Source organism: Lactobacillus sp. ESL0260, assembly GCF_003692935.1.
Classification (GTDB): Bacteria; Bacillota; Bacilli; order Lactobacillales; family Lactobacillaceae; genus Lactobacillus; species Lactobacillus melliventris.
On sequence record NZ_REHO01000013.1, the window covers coordinates 361,591 to 379,964 of the forward strand.

Here is an 18,374-nt window from a genome sequence, read left to right on the forward strand (position 1 = left end):
GATTATCTAAAAATCAAGCTCTACCACCAATGGCAACAGGATTATTCAGACTTTTATTTGGTCAAGACCTGTTGGGCAGACTAATATATATAATTTTAATAAAAATTTAACTAAAAAAAGGTATACAAAAGTTTTTTTTAATATAAAATATAGTTATCTTAAAAAAGGAGATATTACCAATGAAATTTAAAAAACTAATTTCTACTGTATTATTATCTGCCGCCCTTGTTGGTGGTGGTTTGACTCACGCCAAAACAGTTGACGCAGCGTTAAATAAAAAGCAGGCTATTGCGATTGTTAACAATAAAAAGGCGGAACCAACCAGTGGCCAATACGTTTTCACCACTAAGATTAAAAGTGGTAAGCAAAAACTGGGTTTTGATGCACATGGTGCCTTCACTACCAAGCCTCAACTAGTGCAATCTATTACTACCGTCAACGCTGGCAAAAACAAAGGTAAAGTAGAACAATGGGTTGATATGACTTCTAACCGCCTTTACACTAAAGTCGATGGCAAATGGCAATATACAACTCTCGAAGAAAGTGAAACTACTCAGCCGGACATGCAAAAATATGAAAGTACAATTAAGAAATTTGCCAAGAGTATTAAGCATGATTTCAACAAGAATGCCCGTCTTAGTCATAAAAAAGGCGTTTATACTCTCAAAAGTAGCGTCAATATGACTAAAGCAGCTAAACTATTAAATCAGATTTTTAAAGATTATAAGGTAGACACCAAGTCTTTCAAAAAACACGTTAAACTCAGCAAATGCTACGTTACTTTCACTCTGAAAGACGAAGAAGTAACAGACTATGCTGTTTCCTTTAAGATGAATTATGATAAAAAGACACCAGCAGCATTCAAACTTAAAATGTTTGGCTTTGGCGGCTCTGACTCTTTAAGCCTACCTGACGAAGTTAAAAATGCGACCCCTGCTACAACTAAATAATCTAAAATGATAGGGTTCTCCAGATCTATTCGATGAGATAAAATAAGGGTGTTAACTCTTTTAAATATTTTCATCAGTAAAATGGAGGTCCAAAATGAAATTAGGTATTATTGGCAGTGGCAAAATTGTCCATGATTTTTTAACCACTGCTGCTAAAATTAAAAATTTGGAACTAGCAGCAATTTCAACGACTAAACGCAGTCGCCATATCGCTGAAGATTTAGCCAAGCAGTATGGTATTAAAGAGGTCTTTGCGGATAACAATCAGTTGTGTAATGACGACAACGTAGACACCGTTTACGTCGCCGTACCTAACTTTTTGCATTATGACGTTGTTAAGACAGCTCTTCTGGCAGGTAAAAATGTTATTTGCGAAAAGCCTTATGTTGAAACCGTTGCTCAAGCTCAGGAACTTAAAAAAATAGCTGATGATCATAATGTAATTATTGTCGAGGCTATCACCAATATTCATTTGCCAAATTATAAGGAAATCAAACGAAAATTAACCAAAATAGCGCCTATTCATATCATCTCTCTGAACTATACACAATACTCCAGCCGCTATGATGATTTCTTGCAGGGTAAGATCGCTCCCGTTTTTGATCCGGCAAAAGACGGTGGCACCTTAATGGATTTAAATATTTACAATATTCATTTAGCCGTCGGTCTTTTTGGCAAACCGGAAAAGGTACAATATTACCCAGTGATCCAGCAGCATATTGATACTTCCGGTATACTTAACTTAGTTTACCCAGATAAGCAAGCTGTTTTGATTGCTTCAAAGGATAGCTATACTACGCCAAGATCCTTTATTGAAGGTGAAAAGGGCACTATCTATTTTGACGGTTCAACGGGTGTAATTAAAAACTTTACCATTGAACGAAGAAATGGTGAAAACAGTGAATTCAACTTTAACCAATTTGATCATCGGATGGCGAGTGAATTTACAGACTTTGTTAAAATTATTGACAATCACGACACTGTGGAAGCTGACAAATTGTATGATCACAGCGTAGCTGTAATGGCTGTTCTAGCTCAAGCAAAAGAGTCGGTCAAATAAATAAAATTAAAAGCGCAGTTACCTCTCATTTAGAGCAACTGCGTTTTTGAATATGAAAAGAGACCTAAAAGTCCTGTAATACATTTTAGTATTTATCAGGGGTAGCACTTAGGTCTCTTTTGCTAGTAATATTAAATATTATTTACTTTGAAGGATTAGCAGCGGATGAACTGCTAGAACCGGTTGAGTTAGTGGAACCGTTAGAACTGGTGGAGCCAGTTGAGCCGTTAGAACTAGTAGAACTGGTTGAGCCGGTTGAACCGTTGGAACTAGTGGAACCGGTTGAGCCGTTAGAGCTAGTAGAACCGGTAGAGCCAGTTGAACCGTTAGAACTAGTTGAGCCAGTTGAGCCATTAGAACTAGTTGAGCCAGTTGAGCCGTTGGAACTAGTGGAGCCGGTTGAACCATTAGAACCAGTTGAGCTAATTGGCGTAACCTCTGTCTTGTCTTTAGCTAAAGCACTTACTTTAATGTATCCAGCTAAAGTTGAGTAATACTTCTTACCCTTAATTTTAACAGTACCACCATAAACGGTAACTTTTTGGCCTTTACGAACTTTACTCTTCTTTAAAGCTTTACCACTTCTAGTTACCAAAACAGTGTTTTTAACTACTTGAACAGTTTTACCATCAACATTAACGGCTTTAATATATTGGTTTTTTCCGATCTTATAGTAAACTTTGCCTTTAACAGTCTTTTTGCCAAGAACACTAACCTTTTGGCCAACCTTAACTGTTACCTTAGTCTTAACTAACTTCTTGCCCTTTTGCTTGTAGACAGCAGAGTTTGCACCAACTTTTTTAGTTTTATTAGCTTTTTTAGCAGCACTAACTTCAGTTGGAGTACTACCTAAAGCATTGACAGGCAATTGATTTACGCCAACTGCTAACAATGTTGCACCAGCTACAGAAACTATCATTTTTCTATAAAAACTATTTTTACTCATATTGAGCCTTCCTTTTTCCATTGACAACATTTTGACGTGCTTAGTTAAAAATTAAGAACGCTATAACTCTTATTGAGTTACATGTCTTTTATTCTAGCACTATGAAAAAAGAATATAAATATTAATAAGTTAATTCTTTAACTTTATTTATAAGTAAGTCTAAAAATGATAACACTGTTACTATAAATAATTTGCTTTGCCAGTAACTGAAATATCACTGTTATATTATCATGGCATCACAGCTACGGCCGAATAAACAGTAGTTTTCTCAAAGGCTGCTCCTAGGCCAATTGTTCTAGCAGCCGGATCAAGCAATATGTCCCGATACTTCCCGTCTCTAGTTATATTATTGTTAAGATATTCGTAAAGAATGCTGCTGGCAACGTCTTCAGTTGATCCACCATCAAGTGCAAGTTCTAGCATGTTGGTAGTGCGATTAATAGTCCACTCCCACGAAAAACTAGCAATACATTCTCCCAATATGGGATAATCAATGCCTCTTTTTTGAAAAGCCTTTTGTAAAATAGACCTTCCAGATTTATCATAAAGACTAAAATTCTTGATCAAATCTTGGGCACGTTCTTGAACAACCTTGTCATAAGTAGGGTCTGCTGTTAATTTGGTTAAACCCCGGCTAACCCGTTCCTGATTAAGTTCTCTTAAAAAGACTTGTCTAAATTTACTAGGTGAAAATTCATTTGTGTGAGAGTCTGAAACATTCTCACTAGCAGCACTAGGATCTGGTAAATTAGCGGAGGCTGTATCCTGTGCCGCATCATCAGAGGTATCTTCTTGATTAAGATTCGTCTTGTCTTCGGGTATTTTAGGTGCAGAAGTATTTTTACCATTAGCTTCAGTGTCTTCCTGAACTACATTAGCAACGTGTGCATCTGAAAAATCATCCGGATTATGTGGACTTGGGGCAATATTGCTATCATTAGTGCTTTCAGACTTATCAGAGTTCTCTGCCCCATTTGCACTGGATACACTATTATTATGGTTATTATTAGTTTCACCCTGAATAGTCTTATTTACATTAGGAGTAAAACTATTACTTGGTGTATTATTCATGCTAGAGCCATTAAATGCCAACGTGGTGGCAGTTTGCGTCTCATTATCAGCAATACTTTTTGCCAATTCATAACTGATATTTACTGCCGGTGAGAGGGTTTTAATTTCCTGCTCAGGTGATTTCGCCGCTGCATTTAGCTTGGCTAACACACTCCTTTTGATGTAACCGTGGCTAGTGGCGTAGCATTTCTTACCCTTAATTACCTTTGGCGCACCAAAAATCCTGATTTTTTGTCCTTTGTGAACTGCTTTTAGTTTATGGCCATTTCGAGTATAAAGTACCGTATCTTTGGTTACTTGATAAATTTTGCCTTGAATGTTAACGGCTTTAACAAATTTATTTTTACCAATGCGATAAAACAGTTTACTCTTAACAGTTTTTTGGCCATAAATACGTACTTTTTGACCCGCCTTGATGATTTTCTTGGATTTAACCAGCTTTTGGCCCTTGCGGACATAGACAACGGAATTGGTTCCCACCCTTTTTATTCTTCTAGTTCGACTACTTTTCTTAGCTGCACTTACTTTTTCCGGCATGGCATTTAAGACACTCGGCGGCGCTTGCTCTAAAAATCCTGTTAGCAAAGTTACGGTGGTCAAAGAAATGATCACTTTCTTGCAAAGATTATTTTTACTCATATCTAAACCTTTCAGTATTTAAAAATGAAAATTATTATAACTATACAAAAGTATATTTTAACTGAAGATTAAAAAATGCTGACAGTCACTTCTTAATTTTTGTATTATTTTCTAACTCAGAAAAGTTCTCAATTAAAAAAGACTGATTGTCAAAATCAGTCCTTTGTTAGTCAATATAATTAGCAATTATTTTTTGCCGATAACCTGGCGCATACGATCGGCCGCCTGATATTTTGCGGTGAAAATCAGTTCATCACCTAATTCAATGACAGTGTGACCGTGCGGCACCAACCACTCTTGCCCCCGGCGAATACGGCTGACAGTGATATCATGAGCCACATCCCAGTCCATCAGTTGCCGACCAGAATACTGCGTATTACGGACAACAACAGAGTAAACAGCATTTTTAGTATCACTCAAGACACTATAGAGAGCGGGTGATTCAATTAGTGCTCGTAAGAGTGCTGAAGTAATATTACTTAAGTCAAAGACTTCCATACCGCTCTTGCGCAATTCCTTGACCCTGGCAATATCAGCACGCTTTTGACAAATAATAATGCGCTTGAAGTCACCCTGCTCTTGTGCCAGCTGCCCTAGGAGCAAATTAGTATCGTCAGATCTCATAGCCGCAACGAAAATATCACCAGTAAAGGCACCGGATTGTGCCAGATTTTCACTATCCAATTGGGATAATAATTTTAGCTGTGGCACGCGGCTTTGATAAATATGATAGTGTTCGTTACTGGTAGTAAACATCTTAACCGAATACCAGTTATCATGCAGGTCAAGCATTACGGGAACAGTCAAGGCATTCGTACCCAAAATCACAACTTTTTCTTTAATGCGATCTTCTGCTTTTAATTTAAAAATGGCATTAAATAAAATCGGACACAGAATGCAGACGATCACAGCAGCCAAGATAAAAACATCTGATTGCAGCCGTGTAATAACGTTTAATTTACGTGCCACTGCTAAAGTCGGAAGCACTATAGTAATCGTAGTTGCAGTTAAAAAGCCCCCGGCAATACCATTTCTGCTGCCGAATTTTTGCGCGTAAACCAAAGCAACAGGTACTTTAGCCAAGAACAGAAACAAGATTAATATTGGTAATAAGATCAGTGATTTTGGGTGGGCCAAAAGTGACCTTAAATTAAGTTTTACTCCCGTCATGATAAAGAAAATAGGAATAAAGAAACCATAGCCGATTGAGGTTAACTTGTCCGCTGTTTCCTGACTGGGTTCCAGCAACTTCATGACAATGCCGGCTAAAAACGCCCCCAGGATGTTTTCTACTCCTACTCTCTCTGCTACCGTAACCAAAGCAAATATTAGAAAGAAAGCTAAACGGACATCTAACTGAGTGGTTGATTTTGTCACTTTTACAAACCACAAGTAGGGCTGCTTAAAGCGCCACAATAATAGAATAGCAACGCCAAAGAGCAGGATAATCAGCCACAACTGCTTAGTGTTACCGCCATTAATGGCTGCATAAACCGTTAAGAGCATTAAGGGAATTACTTCCCCTAAAACTGCAGTTAGTAAAATTGTCTGTCCGATGGGTCTGTTTAAAATATCCTTTTCCTTCAAGGTAGCAATCACCACGCCCAAAGCAACAGTCATAAAAATGATGGTTGCCAGCATGACGTCCCCAAATAAACCCAACACTTTTAACAATAATGCTAAGCAAATAGACAAAATTGTCACACCTAAAAAGGCGTTGAGTGCCACTTTAAAAGGGGCAATCTGACCCTTTTTCCTCTTGGACTTTTGCCCCGGCTTTAACAAGTCAAAGTTAATTTCCATCCCTGACAAAAATAGCAACAAGATCACGCCTAAATTTGACAGAAAAGACAGGTCATGGGTCGGCCGGACGAGATTGAAGCCACTTGCACCTAACACAATACCAATAATAATTTCTGCAACTGCGGTCGGAACTGCATTAACCCTTAAACGCGCCATTAATATAGGCACTACCAGCGCAAATAAAACGACTAAGAATAAAGACAACTGTGCCACAAGGAATGCCCCCTCATTTATTCTTAGTCGATTATACAAAAAATTGCCAAATGAAGAAAATAATACGGGTGAGAAATAACAAAATGACCCCCAAATTTGGGGGCCATATCATAACCTGTTTCTTTACTTGTTACTTAAAATTAGCTGCTTTGACAAAGCGGTTGGTATCAATTGGATAATACATTTTGCCACCAATATTGATGCGGCCGCCATAAGTACGAACAGAAGTACCACGTAAAAGTTTTGCATTATCACTGCGAATTCCGGTAGTGTCATAAATATAAGCATTATGAGTTAAAATTCGCTTAGTACCAACAATGTTGCTGGCAACAACGTATTCGCTTTCACCAATTTGCAGGTACTTTTTACCGTTGATAACTTGCTCTTGCGCTACAGTTACCACAGTACCTGCAGTTTTCAGTGCAGCAGTGGTGCGATTACCCTGGGCATCATAAGTATAGGCATCATGCATTAAAGTCTTGTTGCCAGTTGGTGCTTGAGAAACGGGGTCAGTGTTAGGCTCAGTGTTAGAATCAGAAACCACCGGATCATTTGTGCCAACGCTATTATCGGGCACTGTGGTATTAGAGGTTTCAGCCGCCTGCATGTCATAATAATATTTGAGCAGGGAGAAAAAGTCATTCATCGAATAGCCCCATTTTTGGAAATAGCCATCCGGATCGGTATGATTGGTACCACCTAAAAAGCGCGATACAGCGTGATGTGACCAAATAGTTCCCTTGCCAGTATTTGAAGCATTCACCGGCGTGATGTTATAGCGGTGCAATAGTTTTGCGGCATAAATAGCATCATTATTGACACTTTTAGCAAATTTGTTGCGCGTGTTTTCCCGACAAAGCTCAATTTGAATAAAGCGGTTGTTGGCTATTGCGCCCGCACCCCAGACGCCGTAGTTGGGCGTCATCATTTGAATAACTTGCTTACTGTCGACAAAGGCATGAACGTAGGAGTACATATTCATCCATTCACGGTTGAAGTAAATGGCTTCGTTATAGGCGGAAGCTCCAGGGGTAGCAGTCTCATGGATGACAATACCTTCAGGTGTTCCTTTTCGATACTTGATTTTATTGCCTTTAGCATAAAATTTGTTATACTTGATATTCTGCGTCTGCAACATTTGATACAAAAATGTTTCGCCGACATAACTGTTCTGTTTTGCGATTGAATTAATTGAAGCAGCTTCAACTACCCGTGCGTGATTAACATTAAAAATAGGTGCAACTAAACCTACTCCGATAGCAATAGTAGTTATTAGTTTCTTTATCTTCATCTAAATTTTCATTCCTTATTTCTGCTTTTTACCGTTTGACCCTGGTCTAAAAATTGCCTTTCTTAATATACTGGTGAATACCAATTCTATAATACTTATGACCATAAATATTAATTGCGCTGCCAAAGGTTGCGACTGACTGCCCCTTCTTCATTACCAGCTGATTATCACGGTTGCCATAATCGTTATAAACATAAGCATTCTTTTTTAAAGGTCTCACTGTGCCATCAATATTGCCGCTGGCAATATACTGGTTTTCACCAATACGGTAATATTTTTTACCGTTAATAGTTTTAGTGCCGTAAGTCGCAATCACTTTGCCAGTGTTAGGTACCTTGATCGCCTTAAGCTTCTTAACACGTTTACCCTCAGAGTTATAGACATAAGAGTTGTGCATTAAGGTCTTGTTGACCTTTTTTTCACCCTTAGGGGCTTGCGAAGCAGGAGGAAGTGCGCTGCCCAAGTCTAAGAGCGTATCATTAACCCAGCCCTTGCCGGAGATATACATGCGTTTTTTGCCGTTATAATAAGTAATGGTCTTCGTAACGGTCACAGCATCGCCCTTAGCAACGGAATTAGTCTTAACTGAAACCGAGTGATCAGTGGGCCAAGCGTAAGTAGCGCCCGCTTTCTTGACAACATAAGACTTGCTGGTGTTTGAAACCGTAGGGTCATATTGCGTCAAATTGTAGTTAGTAATTCTGGCGTTCAAGGTCGTATTGTACTTACTGTCAGTCGCATAAGTACCAGTTAGCGCCTGAGTGGCATCTGTATAAGAAGCAGCGTTTTCCAACCAAGCTCCTTGATAACGATCAGGCTGCCAAGTTACTCCTAAGCGCAATTTCTTACCATTATCATCAAATGAATCCTGACAAGAGTCATATTTTCTAAACTTAGCAGTTACGTAATAGCTCTTGCCGTTCTTATCTTCTTCGCGAGTCTTAGACGAGTAAGTTGCTCCAGGCCAGTCGTCATTAGCCTTCATGCCAAATAAATTATTGGCATTGACTGCCAAACCCGACTTGCCCCAATTAGATTCTACGATTGCCTGGGCAATCATCACAGAAGGGTATAAGCCATATTTCTTTGATACCTTCTGTGCCTGTTTAGACATAGTATTTAAAAATGCAGTTTCAGCCGCAGTAGCTGCAGATACTTTCTCAGCACGTACTGGAGAATTGGCAATTAAGTTGTTGGTAACCGGCATGACAACCGCTGAGGCGAGGACAGCTGTCGCAAAACCAGTGATTAGTCTTTTCTTCATAAATAATATTTCCTCCTTAACCGACACCTTTATTGTATCGGGCAATTTGACTATAAACAATAGCTGCACTTGAATTGTAGTCAAAAAGTAATATAGATCGTTTTTATATTACAAATAGTAATTATTTTTCTAAAATTTCACGTAAGTGAATTAACAAATTATGCTTGCTTCTCTGCAGCTGAACTCGGCTCACATGGGCTTCTTGAGCCAAGGCACTGATAGTTTGACCACCAATTAAGTGATTAATAAATACCAGTCTTTCTATCTCGTTCATACGAACAAGCTCACCCTTAAGAACCAGCTGATTATTCCAGTTAGTCATTAATGTAGCTTCTGTGAGCGAATCAAAGGCAATTTCTTCTTCTGATTGACGCTGCTTTTTGCGCAACAGATCAATAGTGTGCCAGATAATCTTACGAAAACTCAGCCGATCTACTTCAGAACGCTTCTTATCTGCTAACTTGGTTAACATTTCCGCGTATATTAAAATACCTTCTTGAAAAAGGTCTTCATAATTAGTATAGTCCACTCTGACGTGGGCGGCCTTTAATGCGCCTCTAACTAATTTTTGGTTATCCCATGCTGTTAAAAATTCCTGTTGGTTAATCTTCATTTGTGACGTTTCCTTTATGTCATTTTGTCACAAGCGCTTGTGCTCCTATAGATTAACAAGGTTTATTAAAATAGCAAAAACATAAAATGAGGCGTTGATTATACTATCACTGACTTTTTTAATAAAAGTAAAATTTACCCTAATCCTAGTTGCAGATAGCCTAATAACGCACAATTTCTGGGTGAAAAAAGAGTTAAAAAAATACACGAATCAATTACTTAATTCGTGTAGCAAGCTAATATAAGCTGTCGGGTCTCTTGCTGGAATAGTAGGCCTTCTTATGTGCCTCGGTCATTTGGGGCAATTCATAAAAATCTGCCAAGTAGTTGCCGTAACGTAGGTGCTTTTTATCCAGAACTTCCGTCATAATACTTTTGAGACTTAAATTGGCCAGAGATTGATGCGGATGAAAATTAGCCGGTTGATCAATCAGAGATTTGCCATGAAATTTCCTAACCCGCCAGCCTAAATTCTGCTCTAAATGGGTACTGTTAAGCACATACAGGGCATGGTTAAAGAATAAGCTGTTACATATCTTATCTGTTAAATGCCGGCTGCAGTTGCGGTAAGCAAAAAGGTATTTATTGTTGCTAATACTGACAGTTTCAAAGACAAACATGTGATTCTGCATTGGTTGATAGTCGGCCATTTGATGGAGCGCAACCCAGTCAAGATTACTGGTGTTGTAGCTGCGAGTGGAAAAGTAAGCCAGTTTGCCAGTAGCTATGACGTTGTGTCCTGCTAAACCAATTTGACGGGCAAATTCACGCTGAAACTCAAGACCGGCAAACAGGCACTTTTGCGCAAATGAAGTCAGATGAGACTTGGTACTACGACCACTTAAGACTATGCCGCACTTACTGTCAAAAATGGCGCTTTTGAACTTGCCCCACAGCGGCTGATTTTGAAACTGATACAAGGCAATGGTACTGGCACTAACACAGTATTCTTCATCAAACACCAGATAGTCTAAAATTTTCTTATCTTCTGCTATGCGCTGGCGCAATAACCTTTCTGACCAAATGGGATAGTCTTTACTTGGGGGTAAGTTACAAATGGTATCATTTTCTTTTATCATTTAAGCTTCTCCTAATTTTAAAATTGATAAAAGCTATTATACCAGTATTGTTATCGCTTGCATAGCTTAAAAAGGCAACAAAAAAACGGAAATGTAACACATTTCCGTTTTCGTATAATTAACTAAGAATTAATTACTTAAAGTTAGCAACTTTAACGTATTGCTTCTTAGGTCCACCGATACGGTAGTAAGCCTTACCATTCTTGAATGTGTAAGGTGAACCATAGGTAACAACAGTTGCACCCTTCTTCAATACACGTCTGTCAGCACGCTTCTTAGAGGTCTTGTAAACATAAGCGTTGTGTGACAATACACGAGAAGTACCGTCAATGTTGTCCGCCATTACGTATTGGTTGTCACCAATCTTGTAAGCAAGGCTGCCATCTGCAAGCTTAGTTGGAGTACCGTAAACATTTACAGTGCTGTAAGCTGCAAGCTTGTTAGTACCAACACGCTTGTGGTTCTTGTCGTAAATGTAAGAGTTGTGCATAATTGTCTTAGGTGTTGCAGGAACAGGTTTAACTGAACCGTCAACATACTTAGTTTCTACGAAGAAGTTGGAATCAAGGCCGTTAACTCTGGTGTATGACTTACCATTTACAGTTACTGTTCCAAATGTAGCGATTTGGTCACCATTCTTAACAGTTGTTGTTGTAGTTGTTACTACATTACCATCAATCTTGTATACTGGAACAGTATCAGTATCAGCTTGAACAGTTACATAAGTAGCACCCTTTTGACCAACAGTTACGTAGAATGTAACCTTAGTAGTTCTACCAGCTGCGTTAGTAGCACTAACTGTTACAGGATATCTACCAAGAACTTTAGTATTTACTTTGCTTGTATCAATACTTACTGGCAATGTTGTTGAGTCAGTAGCACTAACTTTAGCAGTGAACGCTCTTCTAATAGCGTTAACATCAACATAACCATTTAGTGGAATGTAATTAAATGCTGTATCACCAATTGAAGTGATTTCTACTATACCATGTAAATTAGTCTTGTTATTCTGGCTGCCAGTACCTTCATTATAATCAATTTGTGGATAAGTTGCATCACCATATGATGGATCTGGATTAACATCTACAACAAATGTTGCAGTATGATGATTAGAAGTAGCTAAACGCAAAGTAATAGGGAACGTACTTGTTGGTCTTGCAATGCTGTTGTCAGCTCTAACAACTATACCAGCCGCATGAAGACCATCTCTTACGTCTTGCTCAACGTCTATCCAATCAGCTGTAGCACCATTGTTATCAGCACCAACTACAGTAGAAGCAGGCTCATATGCATCTTTAATACTCTTTACAATACCTTCAACTGTGTCAGAAAAAATTACTGAACCTCTTGAAACCTGATATCCACCAGCTTGAATTATCTTACCATCTTTATCTTTTATTTCCTTAGCTTTTACATAAGGATAGCCTTGCTTGGTAGCATCATTAATTGAGAATGGTTTACTTCCCAAGGTTAGGTGAACACTCTTACTATCTGAAGCAGGAACTGCTTTTGTACTACCATTTACATAATAGTCACGGCCACCAACCAAGCCAGCAATATCCATTGTAACTACAGCAACATACTTATGACCCTTTTTAAAGTTAGTAGCTTCTGTAGCTCTTTCTGGCTTAACAAATTGACCATCTTGACCAACTAGTGATGTTGTTGAATCTACATCAGTAATATCATAAACTTTAACATCAGACACGTTCTTAGCAGGATCAAGTGAATATCCATCAGGCATCTGATTCAAGTTTATATTAACTGTCAAATTACCATTAGTAACATCGTTACCATCTACTACTTGTGGCGCAACATTTGCAGAAACGCTTAAATTAAGCGTATTATTAGCCCCTGTTTGTAAATTAGTGGTGTTAACCCCTGCAGTAAGCTTACCATTATTTGCTGTAGTAGTAGTTGGAGTATCAGCTGAAACAGTTGAAACAGCACTTGCAGCAACTGGAGCAACAGCTAATAAAGCAGCAGCAGCAGCACTAACAATTCTTAAATTTTTCTTCATGTGGTCTTTCCTCCTTGTGTATATACAAAATAGTAATAGACTATAGGTTCAGTCGTTATGAGCCTACATTGTTACAACACCCTTCGAGCTGAAATCATAAGTTTATAACTCTTATGAGGTAGCCTTCAAGCTGAAGAACGCGCATGCGTACAGGCTATCGAACCTGAAGCATAGCTATTACTTACCACATTTCATATTGTACTAACCTTTTGCTTAAATTGCAAGGCATCCAATTATTTTACACACTTTTGTAACAAACGCTTACAGCTGTAAAATAGATATGTAAAGTCCCTATTTCTATAAAAACGTTGTGCAGCAATGCTTTGCGGGTTTTCTAGTCAATTTTAGTCAAAAATACTTTTTTATTTCCTCGTAAATTTTACAAAATAATAACAAAAAAACTTTTTATAAAGTAAAAAAGGCTGCACTTAACAATCTGAGTGCAACCCTTTCCTTTATTAATATCTACTCTCGTTTTAAAATCCGTCTGACTTTAGCAATCAGTTTGCTAATCAGTTTCAGTATCTGCAAATTACAGAGACTGATCCGCAGTATTATCAAACAAACTAGTAACAGTTCGTTCAACGTATGCAGCAGATTGAGGAGTTTGATATAGACTCACCCCTTCTTGTTCAAATGCATCAGCATTTGCTATTGTAGTCATTGCCGTTTTAACTTCCGCGCCAGTTAAGTTGGCCGCAGCGTTAGCCAAGGACAAGTTAACCTTTTTACCTGCACCATTTAAAAATACTAGTTGTAAAGTCTTGGTTTTAGTTTCCATATTATATACTCCTATCCTGCTAATTATTGACTACCTAGTTTTAATCTCTTGCTAATGAAATGCCCTGCTTTTGAATTAAGGTTGCCGCTCCCAGTTCATCGCCTTGCAAGTGAGCCAGTGCGTTTCCGACTTTAGCTAAACTGTCAGCTGCAACGCCCCGTTTAACATTCTTCAAATTGCGTGTTTTAGCACCTTGTTTGCCATACTTGGAGTTTAAAAATGTGTATTGGACTGCTTGATCTAATAATGCAAAATTCATAGTATCTTTCTTCCCTTTTTTAATTTATCTTAATGCTGTAATCAACCCGCGCGCCAGATGTCTTACACTATTACTAACGAATTGGCACTGCAAAATGTAACTTTTTTAGGCGTGATTTTTTAGCTAAAACAAGTGAAAAAACACCATTAAGTAGTCAAATCTACTTAAACCATCTATAATTAAACTAAGTATGAGTAAGGAGGATAATTTCCTATTATGAAAAAAACGACAATTGGTACAATTGTGGCAGTAGTAATTATCGCTATTGGTGGTGGCGTTTTTTATGCCACCCAAAAATCTAACAGTGATAAAGTTAATGCTTCCTATAACAGTGCAATGACTACCGGTAAAAATGCAGTTGCTGACAAAGACTACTCAGAAGCAAGCTCCGCATTTGCCAGAGCTTTCAGAATTAAGAAGACTGACCAGGCTAAAGCTTATAAAAACCAATCGGACAATATGACTTCTGCAATTAAGGCTACCAAAAAGGGTAAATATGATGATGCCTTAAGCAAAACTGCAGACGTAATTCAAAGCAAAAATGGCTACTCCGTTTTAGTAAAACAAGGTAAAAGTCTCAAAACCACCATTAAAGATGTGCAGGATAATTACGAGCACGAAATTCGGCCTATCTTTCTTGCTGCATCCCAAGCCGAACTGAATAAGCAATACCTTAAAGCCGCTGATGAGTATCAAAAAGTTCTAGACCTGCCATATATCGACGGGCAATACTACAGCCAATATAAGAAAGAAGCAGAAAAGGGACTGAAGAATAACCAAAAGGCTGCTAAAGACGGCACAAACGGTAACGCAGCTCAAAGCTACAAAGCTATTTCCGGTAAAGGACCAGACACGGGCAATGCTGGTAAGACCGGTGAAGGAGCAATGGGCAACCATAAGGTAAACGGCAAGACCGTTACTAAGAAGCAGATTGCGCAATTGCGTAAACGTGTAGCTAAGTTCGGTTATGACGCAACTTCCTGGAGTCCGCAAGATTTAATTGATCTTTACAGAAAATCCGGCAGAACCAAGCCAGGCAAGATTACCAAAAAAGACATTCAAGATTATCTCAGACCATAATCATTCTTTTTAGATCTCTGAATTAAGTAAAATCGCCTTAAACTGCTAAGCTGCAATTTAAGACGATTTTTGCTGTCAAAGTTTTAACTAGCAGCAATTTTTTGTGCGTGGGCAAAAATGCTATAATTTTATTAAAATTGAGAAAAACTACTATTATGTAAAGGGTAAATTGCTCCAATAGTTGCTTTTATAGTCTAAACTCTGTAAAATGACTATTGACTTTCACGTTTCCTATTTTTATTAAAGGAGTGTCTGCTTTGACTGATAAAGAAAATAATACCAAAGAAAAAGATAACGAAAAACAACAAGAAAAGGATAAGGAAAAAGCTAGAAAAGAAAAGGAACTTAAGGTTGTCATGCCTGAGGCTGAGTGGGCTACCATGCCGCAAAAAGAATTCGCGCAGCAGCCAGACTACCTTATAGTCTTCGCTGATTTCTACATCGCACAATTTAATCAGCGCGACTTAGAAATCATGAACTTATACGATACTAATTCCAACATGGTGGATATTAATCACTATCTTCTTAACAACATTCACTTTACCCGCAAAGAATTAGTTAAGCATGTATTACAATATCATGCCAAAAATTTCCAAAATATAATTGATGAAATTGCGGCTAAAGATGGTGTTGAAGCAGAAAAAATGACATCATACAAGGATTGGGATAACTGGTACGAAGACCGTCGCAATAAAATTTCAGCTTCTTTATCATAATTTACTTGTACTAAAGCAAAAAAAAGAACAAAATAGATACTTGAATGAGAATGCCACATTGACATTCTTTTTTACTTAAAAATGAATAGTTCAATCTTGTCTATGGGAGTACATATTTACTATGGATAAAAAGAAGAAGCGGATCTCAGCTGCCGGTTTGTTAATTACCATCGGTATCGTTTACGGTGATATCGGCACTAGTCCGCTCTATGTAATGAAGTCAATCGTTACGGGTAATGGTGGTATTGCCAACGTTGATCGGGAACTAATCTTGGGTTCAATCTCGCTGATTTTCTGGACAGTCACGCTGCTAACTACCGTTAAGTACGTTATGATTGCGCTTAAGGCCACTAACCGTGGTGAAGGTGGTATTTTTGCTTTATACGCTTTAGTACGCAAAAGAGCCAAGTGGCTGGTGATGCCAGCATTGATTGGCGGGGCAGCGTTATTAGCCGATGGAACATTGACGCCGGCCGTGACCGTCACAACTTCAATCGAGGGACTAAAGAACATGCACTTTGGTTCCCACGTTCCCGTTCCTAATCAGAATGCCGTCATCATTATTACGATCGCCATTCTGCTGGTACTGTTTTCAATTCAAATGCTGGGCACCAGCAGTATTGGTAAAGCCTTTGGCCCGATTATGTTTGTCTGGTTTACCTTTTTAGGTTTGATCGGTATCTATAATATGGCTAACGACTGGTCAATTCTGGAAGCACTGAATCCGGTTTGGGCAATTAAAGTCCTTTTCAGTCCATCTAATAAAGCCGGCATTTTCATTTTGGGTTCAATCTTCCTGGCTACCACTGGGGCCGAGGCGCTGTATTCTGATGTTGGTCATGTTGGCAAAGGTAACATTCGCGGATCATGGCCATATGTCTTTCTTTGTCTGTCACTTAATTACTTGGGACAAGGGGTATGGATACTGCAGAACCCGCACTACCAAACTAATGGCGGTGAGCTCAATCCTTTCTTTGAGGCTGTACCGACTGATTTGCGCCTATTCGCTATTATTTTAGCTACAGTTGCCGCCATTATCGCCTCCCAGGCTTTAATCACCGGTTCATTTACACTGGTATCCGAAGCAAGTGGTCTGAAATTCTTACCACGAATGAATATTAATTATCCTACTACTAAGCATGGACAAATTTATATTCCTTCCGTTAACAAAATGATTTGCGTTGCTACTATTGCAATCGTCATTTTCTTCAGGACTTCAGAACACATGGAAGCAGCCTACGGTCTGTCAATCACGGTCACAATGTTAATGACTACCCTGCTTTTGTTTGAGTATTTGGGTTCAAAACACCATCCGCTAATATTGCGCCTGTGCTTTTTACTTGCCTTTGGCTTTATCGAAGGCATGTTCTTAATCTCCAGTCTAACCAAATTCATGCATGGCGGTTATGTCACCGTCCTAATTGCCGGTTTCATTGGCGTTATCATGTTCATTTGGTACTTCGGCAATAAAGTCCGCGACAAGCACGAAGGTGCTCATTCCTACGTACGTTTAGATGAATACACCGATATGTTAACGGACCTAAGTCATGATGATGATTACCCTACTTATGCGACTAACTTGGTCTACATGGCTAAAGTTAAATACAATAAGTTTATTAAACGGGAAATCATGTACTCCATCTTGGATAAACGGCCTAAACGCGCTCAGGCCTACTGGTTTGTCACTGTTAACATTACCAACGAACCGTTTACAGCCAGATACGCCGTTAATACTTTTGGCACTAAAAATGTCATTAACGTGCAGCTGTATCTCGGTTTCAAGAAACAAACCAGTGTCAACGTTTACCTGCGCCAAATTGTCCACGACTTGATCAAAGACGGCACCATTGAGGCTCAACCGCAGGAATACACCACTACCCCTGGTCGTAAAGTCGGCGACTTCTCATTTGTAATTGTTAATGAAGTTGTCAGTCCTTTGACCAGACTAAAGGGTTTTGAAAAAGTAATGTTAAAAGCGCGGGTATGGCTGCAAAACCTGTCTTCCAATCCTGCCTCCTGGTTTGGTTTGGAATACACTGACACGGTGGTCGAACAAGTGCCTTTGATTTTAGGCAAGCCAAGACACAACTTGCACATTAAGCGGGTTGCACCACGTGACTATTCCAACTTAAAGAAAAAAGATACTGAATAATATAAATAACCGTCCACGACTTGTTAGAGTCGGGACGGCTTTATTTTAAGCAAAAAGCGTTTATAATAAGTGATATGAAGAAATCATGACCAAGTAGTAAAAGTCTAGTCAAACAGAGCGAATTATGAATAAATATATCGATAAGCTTGAAGTGAGTGACTCCATTGGTACAACACATTGGACCTGAATATTATGCTTATCAAATTTTAATTAATGAAAAGTTGGTAGATTTTGTGGCTCTTTAGTTTTTAAAACTAATTAACCCCATAAACCAAATCTCTTTTATTAATCATATGTCTGAACTAGTTATATGAAAACTATTCAAACCAAAAACGCACAAGCTTGAAGTTAAAGTCTAGCTTATGCGTTTTTTAATTACTTTGTCAATTATGGAATCAAAATCAATGGTAATTAATCCTGTTGCTTCGGAAAAAATTT

The 18,374-nt window shown here is 38.5% G+C and carries 15 protein-coding genes and 1 pseudogene; 6 read left to right on the top strand and 10 right to left on the bottom strand.

The window, feature by feature from the left end:
- Positions 1–179: 179 nt before the first annotated feature.
- The 3 genes from F5ESL0260_RS08070 to F5ESL0260_RS09630 all read left to right on the top strand — a co-directional run bounded on the left by F5ESL0260_RS08070 (position 180) and on the right by F5ESL0260_RS09630 (position 2,504).
- Entirely contained in the window at positions 180–950 is a 771-nt protein-coding gene (locus tag F5ESL0260_RS08070; protein ID WP_122026523.1) for a hypothetical protein, read from the top strand.
- Positions 951–1,044: 94 nt separating this feature from the next.
- Entirely contained in the window at positions 1,045–2,010 is a 966-nt protein-coding gene (locus F5ESL0260_RS08075) for a Gfo/Idh/MocA family protein (protein WP_110446609.1), read from the top strand.
- 209 nt (positions 2,011–2,219) lie between these two features.
- Positions 2,220–2,504, top strand: coding sequence for a hypothetical protein (locus F5ESL0260_RS09630; protein ID WP_370448597.1), 285 nt, complete (start codon positions 2,220–2,222; stop codon positions 2,502–2,504).
- Here F5ESL0260_RS09630 and F5ESL0260_RS09635 read toward each other — a convergent pair.
- The 10 genes and pseudogenes from F5ESL0260_RS09635 to F5ESL0260_RS08125 form a co-directional block, all read right to left on the bottom strand.
- A pseudogene (locus tag F5ESL0260_RS09635) lies at positions 2,483–2,986 on the bottom strand (SLAP domain-containing protein); the annotation flags it as partial. The gene F5ESL0260_RS09630 and the pseudogene F5ESL0260_RS09635 sit on opposite strands and share 22 nt — an antisense overlap.
- 198 nt (positions 2,987–3,184) lie before the next feature.
- On the bottom strand, positions 3,185–4,666 hold the full coding sequence (locus tag F5ESL0260_RS08085) for an SLAP domain-containing protein (protein WP_122026525.1): 1,482 nt from the start codon (positions 4,664–4,666) through the stop codon (positions 3,185–3,187).
- Between the two features lie 186 nt (positions 4,667–4,852).
- On the bottom strand, positions 4,853–6,682 hold the full coding sequence (locus F5ESL0260_RS08090) for a cation:proton antiporter family protein (RefSeq protein WP_122026526.1): 1,830 nt from the start codon (positions 6,680–6,682) through the stop codon (positions 4,853–4,855).
- A gap of 130 nt (positions 6,683–6,812) precedes the next feature.
- Positions 6,813–7,973 carry an SLAP domain-containing protein gene (locus F5ESL0260_RS08095; RefSeq protein ID WP_122026527.1) on the bottom strand — a complete coding sequence of 387 codons (1,161 nt, stop codon included), beginning with the start codon at positions 7,971–7,973 and terminating at the stop codon, positions 6,813–6,815.
- A gap of 46 nt (positions 7,974–8,019) precedes the next feature.
- Positions 8,020–9,237, bottom strand: coding sequence for a glucosaminidase domain-containing protein (locus F5ESL0260_RS08100; protein WP_122026528.1), 1,218 nt, complete (start codon positions 9,235–9,237; stop codon positions 8,020–8,022).
- A gap of 121 nt (positions 9,238–9,358) precedes the next feature.
- On the bottom strand, positions 9,359–9,850 hold the full coding sequence (locus tag F5ESL0260_RS08105; RefSeq protein ID WP_122026529.1) for a sigma-70 family RNA polymerase sigma factor: 492 nt from the start codon (positions 9,848–9,850) through the stop codon (positions 9,359–9,361).
- Positions 9,851–10,085: 235 nt separating this feature from the next.
- Positions 10,086–10,928, bottom strand: a complete 843-nt coding sequence (locus F5ESL0260_RS08110) for a hypothetical protein (RefSeq protein ID WP_122026530.1) — start codon at positions 10,926–10,928, stop codon at positions 10,086–10,088.
- 133 nt (positions 10,929–11,061) lie between these two features.
- A complete protein-coding gene (locus tag F5ESL0260_RS09590) occupies positions 11,062–12,948 on the bottom strand; it encodes an SLAP domain-containing protein (protein WP_122026531.1) in 1,887 nt (628 codons plus the stop codon).
- A gap of 532 nt (positions 12,949–13,480) precedes the next feature.
- Positions 13,481–13,729: a DUF2922 domain-containing protein gene (locus F5ESL0260_RS08120; RefSeq protein WP_046325552.1), complete on the bottom strand. Its 249-nt coding sequence runs from the start codon at positions 13,727–13,729 to the stop codon at positions 13,481–13,483.
- 40 nt (positions 13,730–13,769) lie between these two features.
- Positions 13,770–13,988, bottom strand: a complete 219-nt coding sequence (locus F5ESL0260_RS08125; RefSeq protein WP_046325553.1) for a hypothetical protein — start codon at positions 13,986–13,988, stop codon at positions 13,770–13,772.
- Positions 13,989–14,204: 216 nt separating this feature from the next.
- On the opposite strand from F5ESL0260_RS08125, the gene F5ESL0260_RS08130 reads away from it, so the two are divergent.
- The 3 genes from F5ESL0260_RS08130 (at position 14,205) to F5ESL0260_RS08140 (ending at position 17,936) form a co-directional block, all read left to right on the top strand.
- Entirely contained in the window at positions 14,205–15,068 is an 864-nt protein-coding gene (locus tag F5ESL0260_RS08130; protein WP_122026532.1) for a hypothetical protein, read from the top strand.
- A gap of 257 nt (positions 15,069–15,325) precedes the next feature.
- The gene (locus F5ESL0260_RS08135) at positions 15,326–15,784 is read left to right on the top strand and encodes a hypothetical protein (RefSeq protein ID WP_122026533.1); all 459 of its coding nucleotides are present in this window, start codon (positions 15,326–15,328) and stop codon (positions 15,782–15,784) included.
- Positions 15,785–15,905: 121 nt separating this feature from the next.
- Positions 15,906–17,936 (top strand): KUP/HAK/KT family potassium transporter, encoded by a 2,031-nt coding sequence (locus F5ESL0260_RS08140; RefSeq protein ID WP_122026534.1) that lies wholly within the window; start codon positions 15,906–15,908, stop codon positions 17,934–17,936.
- The last annotated feature ends 438 nt before the right edge of the window (positions 17,937–18,374 follow it).

Coding starts and splice junctions, on each gene's coding strand:
- F5ESL0260_RS08070 (WP_122026523.1), top strand. CDS start 180: ATGAAATTTAAAAAACTAATTTCTACTGTATTATTATCTGCCGCCCTT.
- F5ESL0260_RS08075 (WP_110446609.1), top strand. CDS start 1,045: ATGAAATTAGGTATTATTGGCAGTGGCAAAATTGTCCATGATTTTTTA.
- F5ESL0260_RS08085 (WP_122026525.1), bottom strand. CDS start 4,666: ATGAGTAAAAATAATCTTTGCAAGAAAGTGATCATTTCTTTGACCACC.
- F5ESL0260_RS08095 (WP_122026527.1), bottom strand. CDS start 7,973: ATGAAGATAAAGAAACTAATAACTACTATTGCTATCGGAGTAGGTTTA.
- F5ESL0260_RS08100 (WP_122026528.1), bottom strand. CDS start 9,237: ATGAAGAAAAGACTAATCACTGGTTTTGCGACAGCTGTCCTCGCCTCA.
- F5ESL0260_RS08105 (WP_122026529.1), bottom strand. CDS start 9,850: ATGAAGATTAACCAACAGGAATTTTTAACAGCATGGGATAACCAAAAA.
- F5ESL0260_RS08110 (WP_122026530.1), bottom strand. CDS start 10,928: ATGATAAAAGAAAATGATACCATTTGTAACTTACCCCCAAGTAAAGAC.
- F5ESL0260_RS09590 (WP_122026531.1), bottom strand. CDS start 12,948: ATGAAGAAAAATTTAAGAATTGTTAGTGCTGCTGCTGCTGCTTTATTA.
- F5ESL0260_RS08120 (WP_046325552.1), bottom strand. CDS start 13,729: ATGGAAACTAAAACCAAGACTTTACAACTAGTATTTTTAAATGGTGCA.
- F5ESL0260_RS08125 (WP_046325553.1), bottom strand. CDS start 13,988: ATGAATTTTGCATTATTAGATCAAGCAGTCCAATACACATTTTTAAAC.
- F5ESL0260_RS08130 (WP_122026532.1), top strand. CDS start 14,205: ATGAAAAAAACGACAATTGGTACAATTGTGGCAGTAGTAATTATCGCT.
- F5ESL0260_RS08140 (WP_122026534.1), top strand. CDS start 15,906: ATGGATAAAAAGAAGAAGCGGATCTCAGCTGCCGGTTTGTTAATTACC.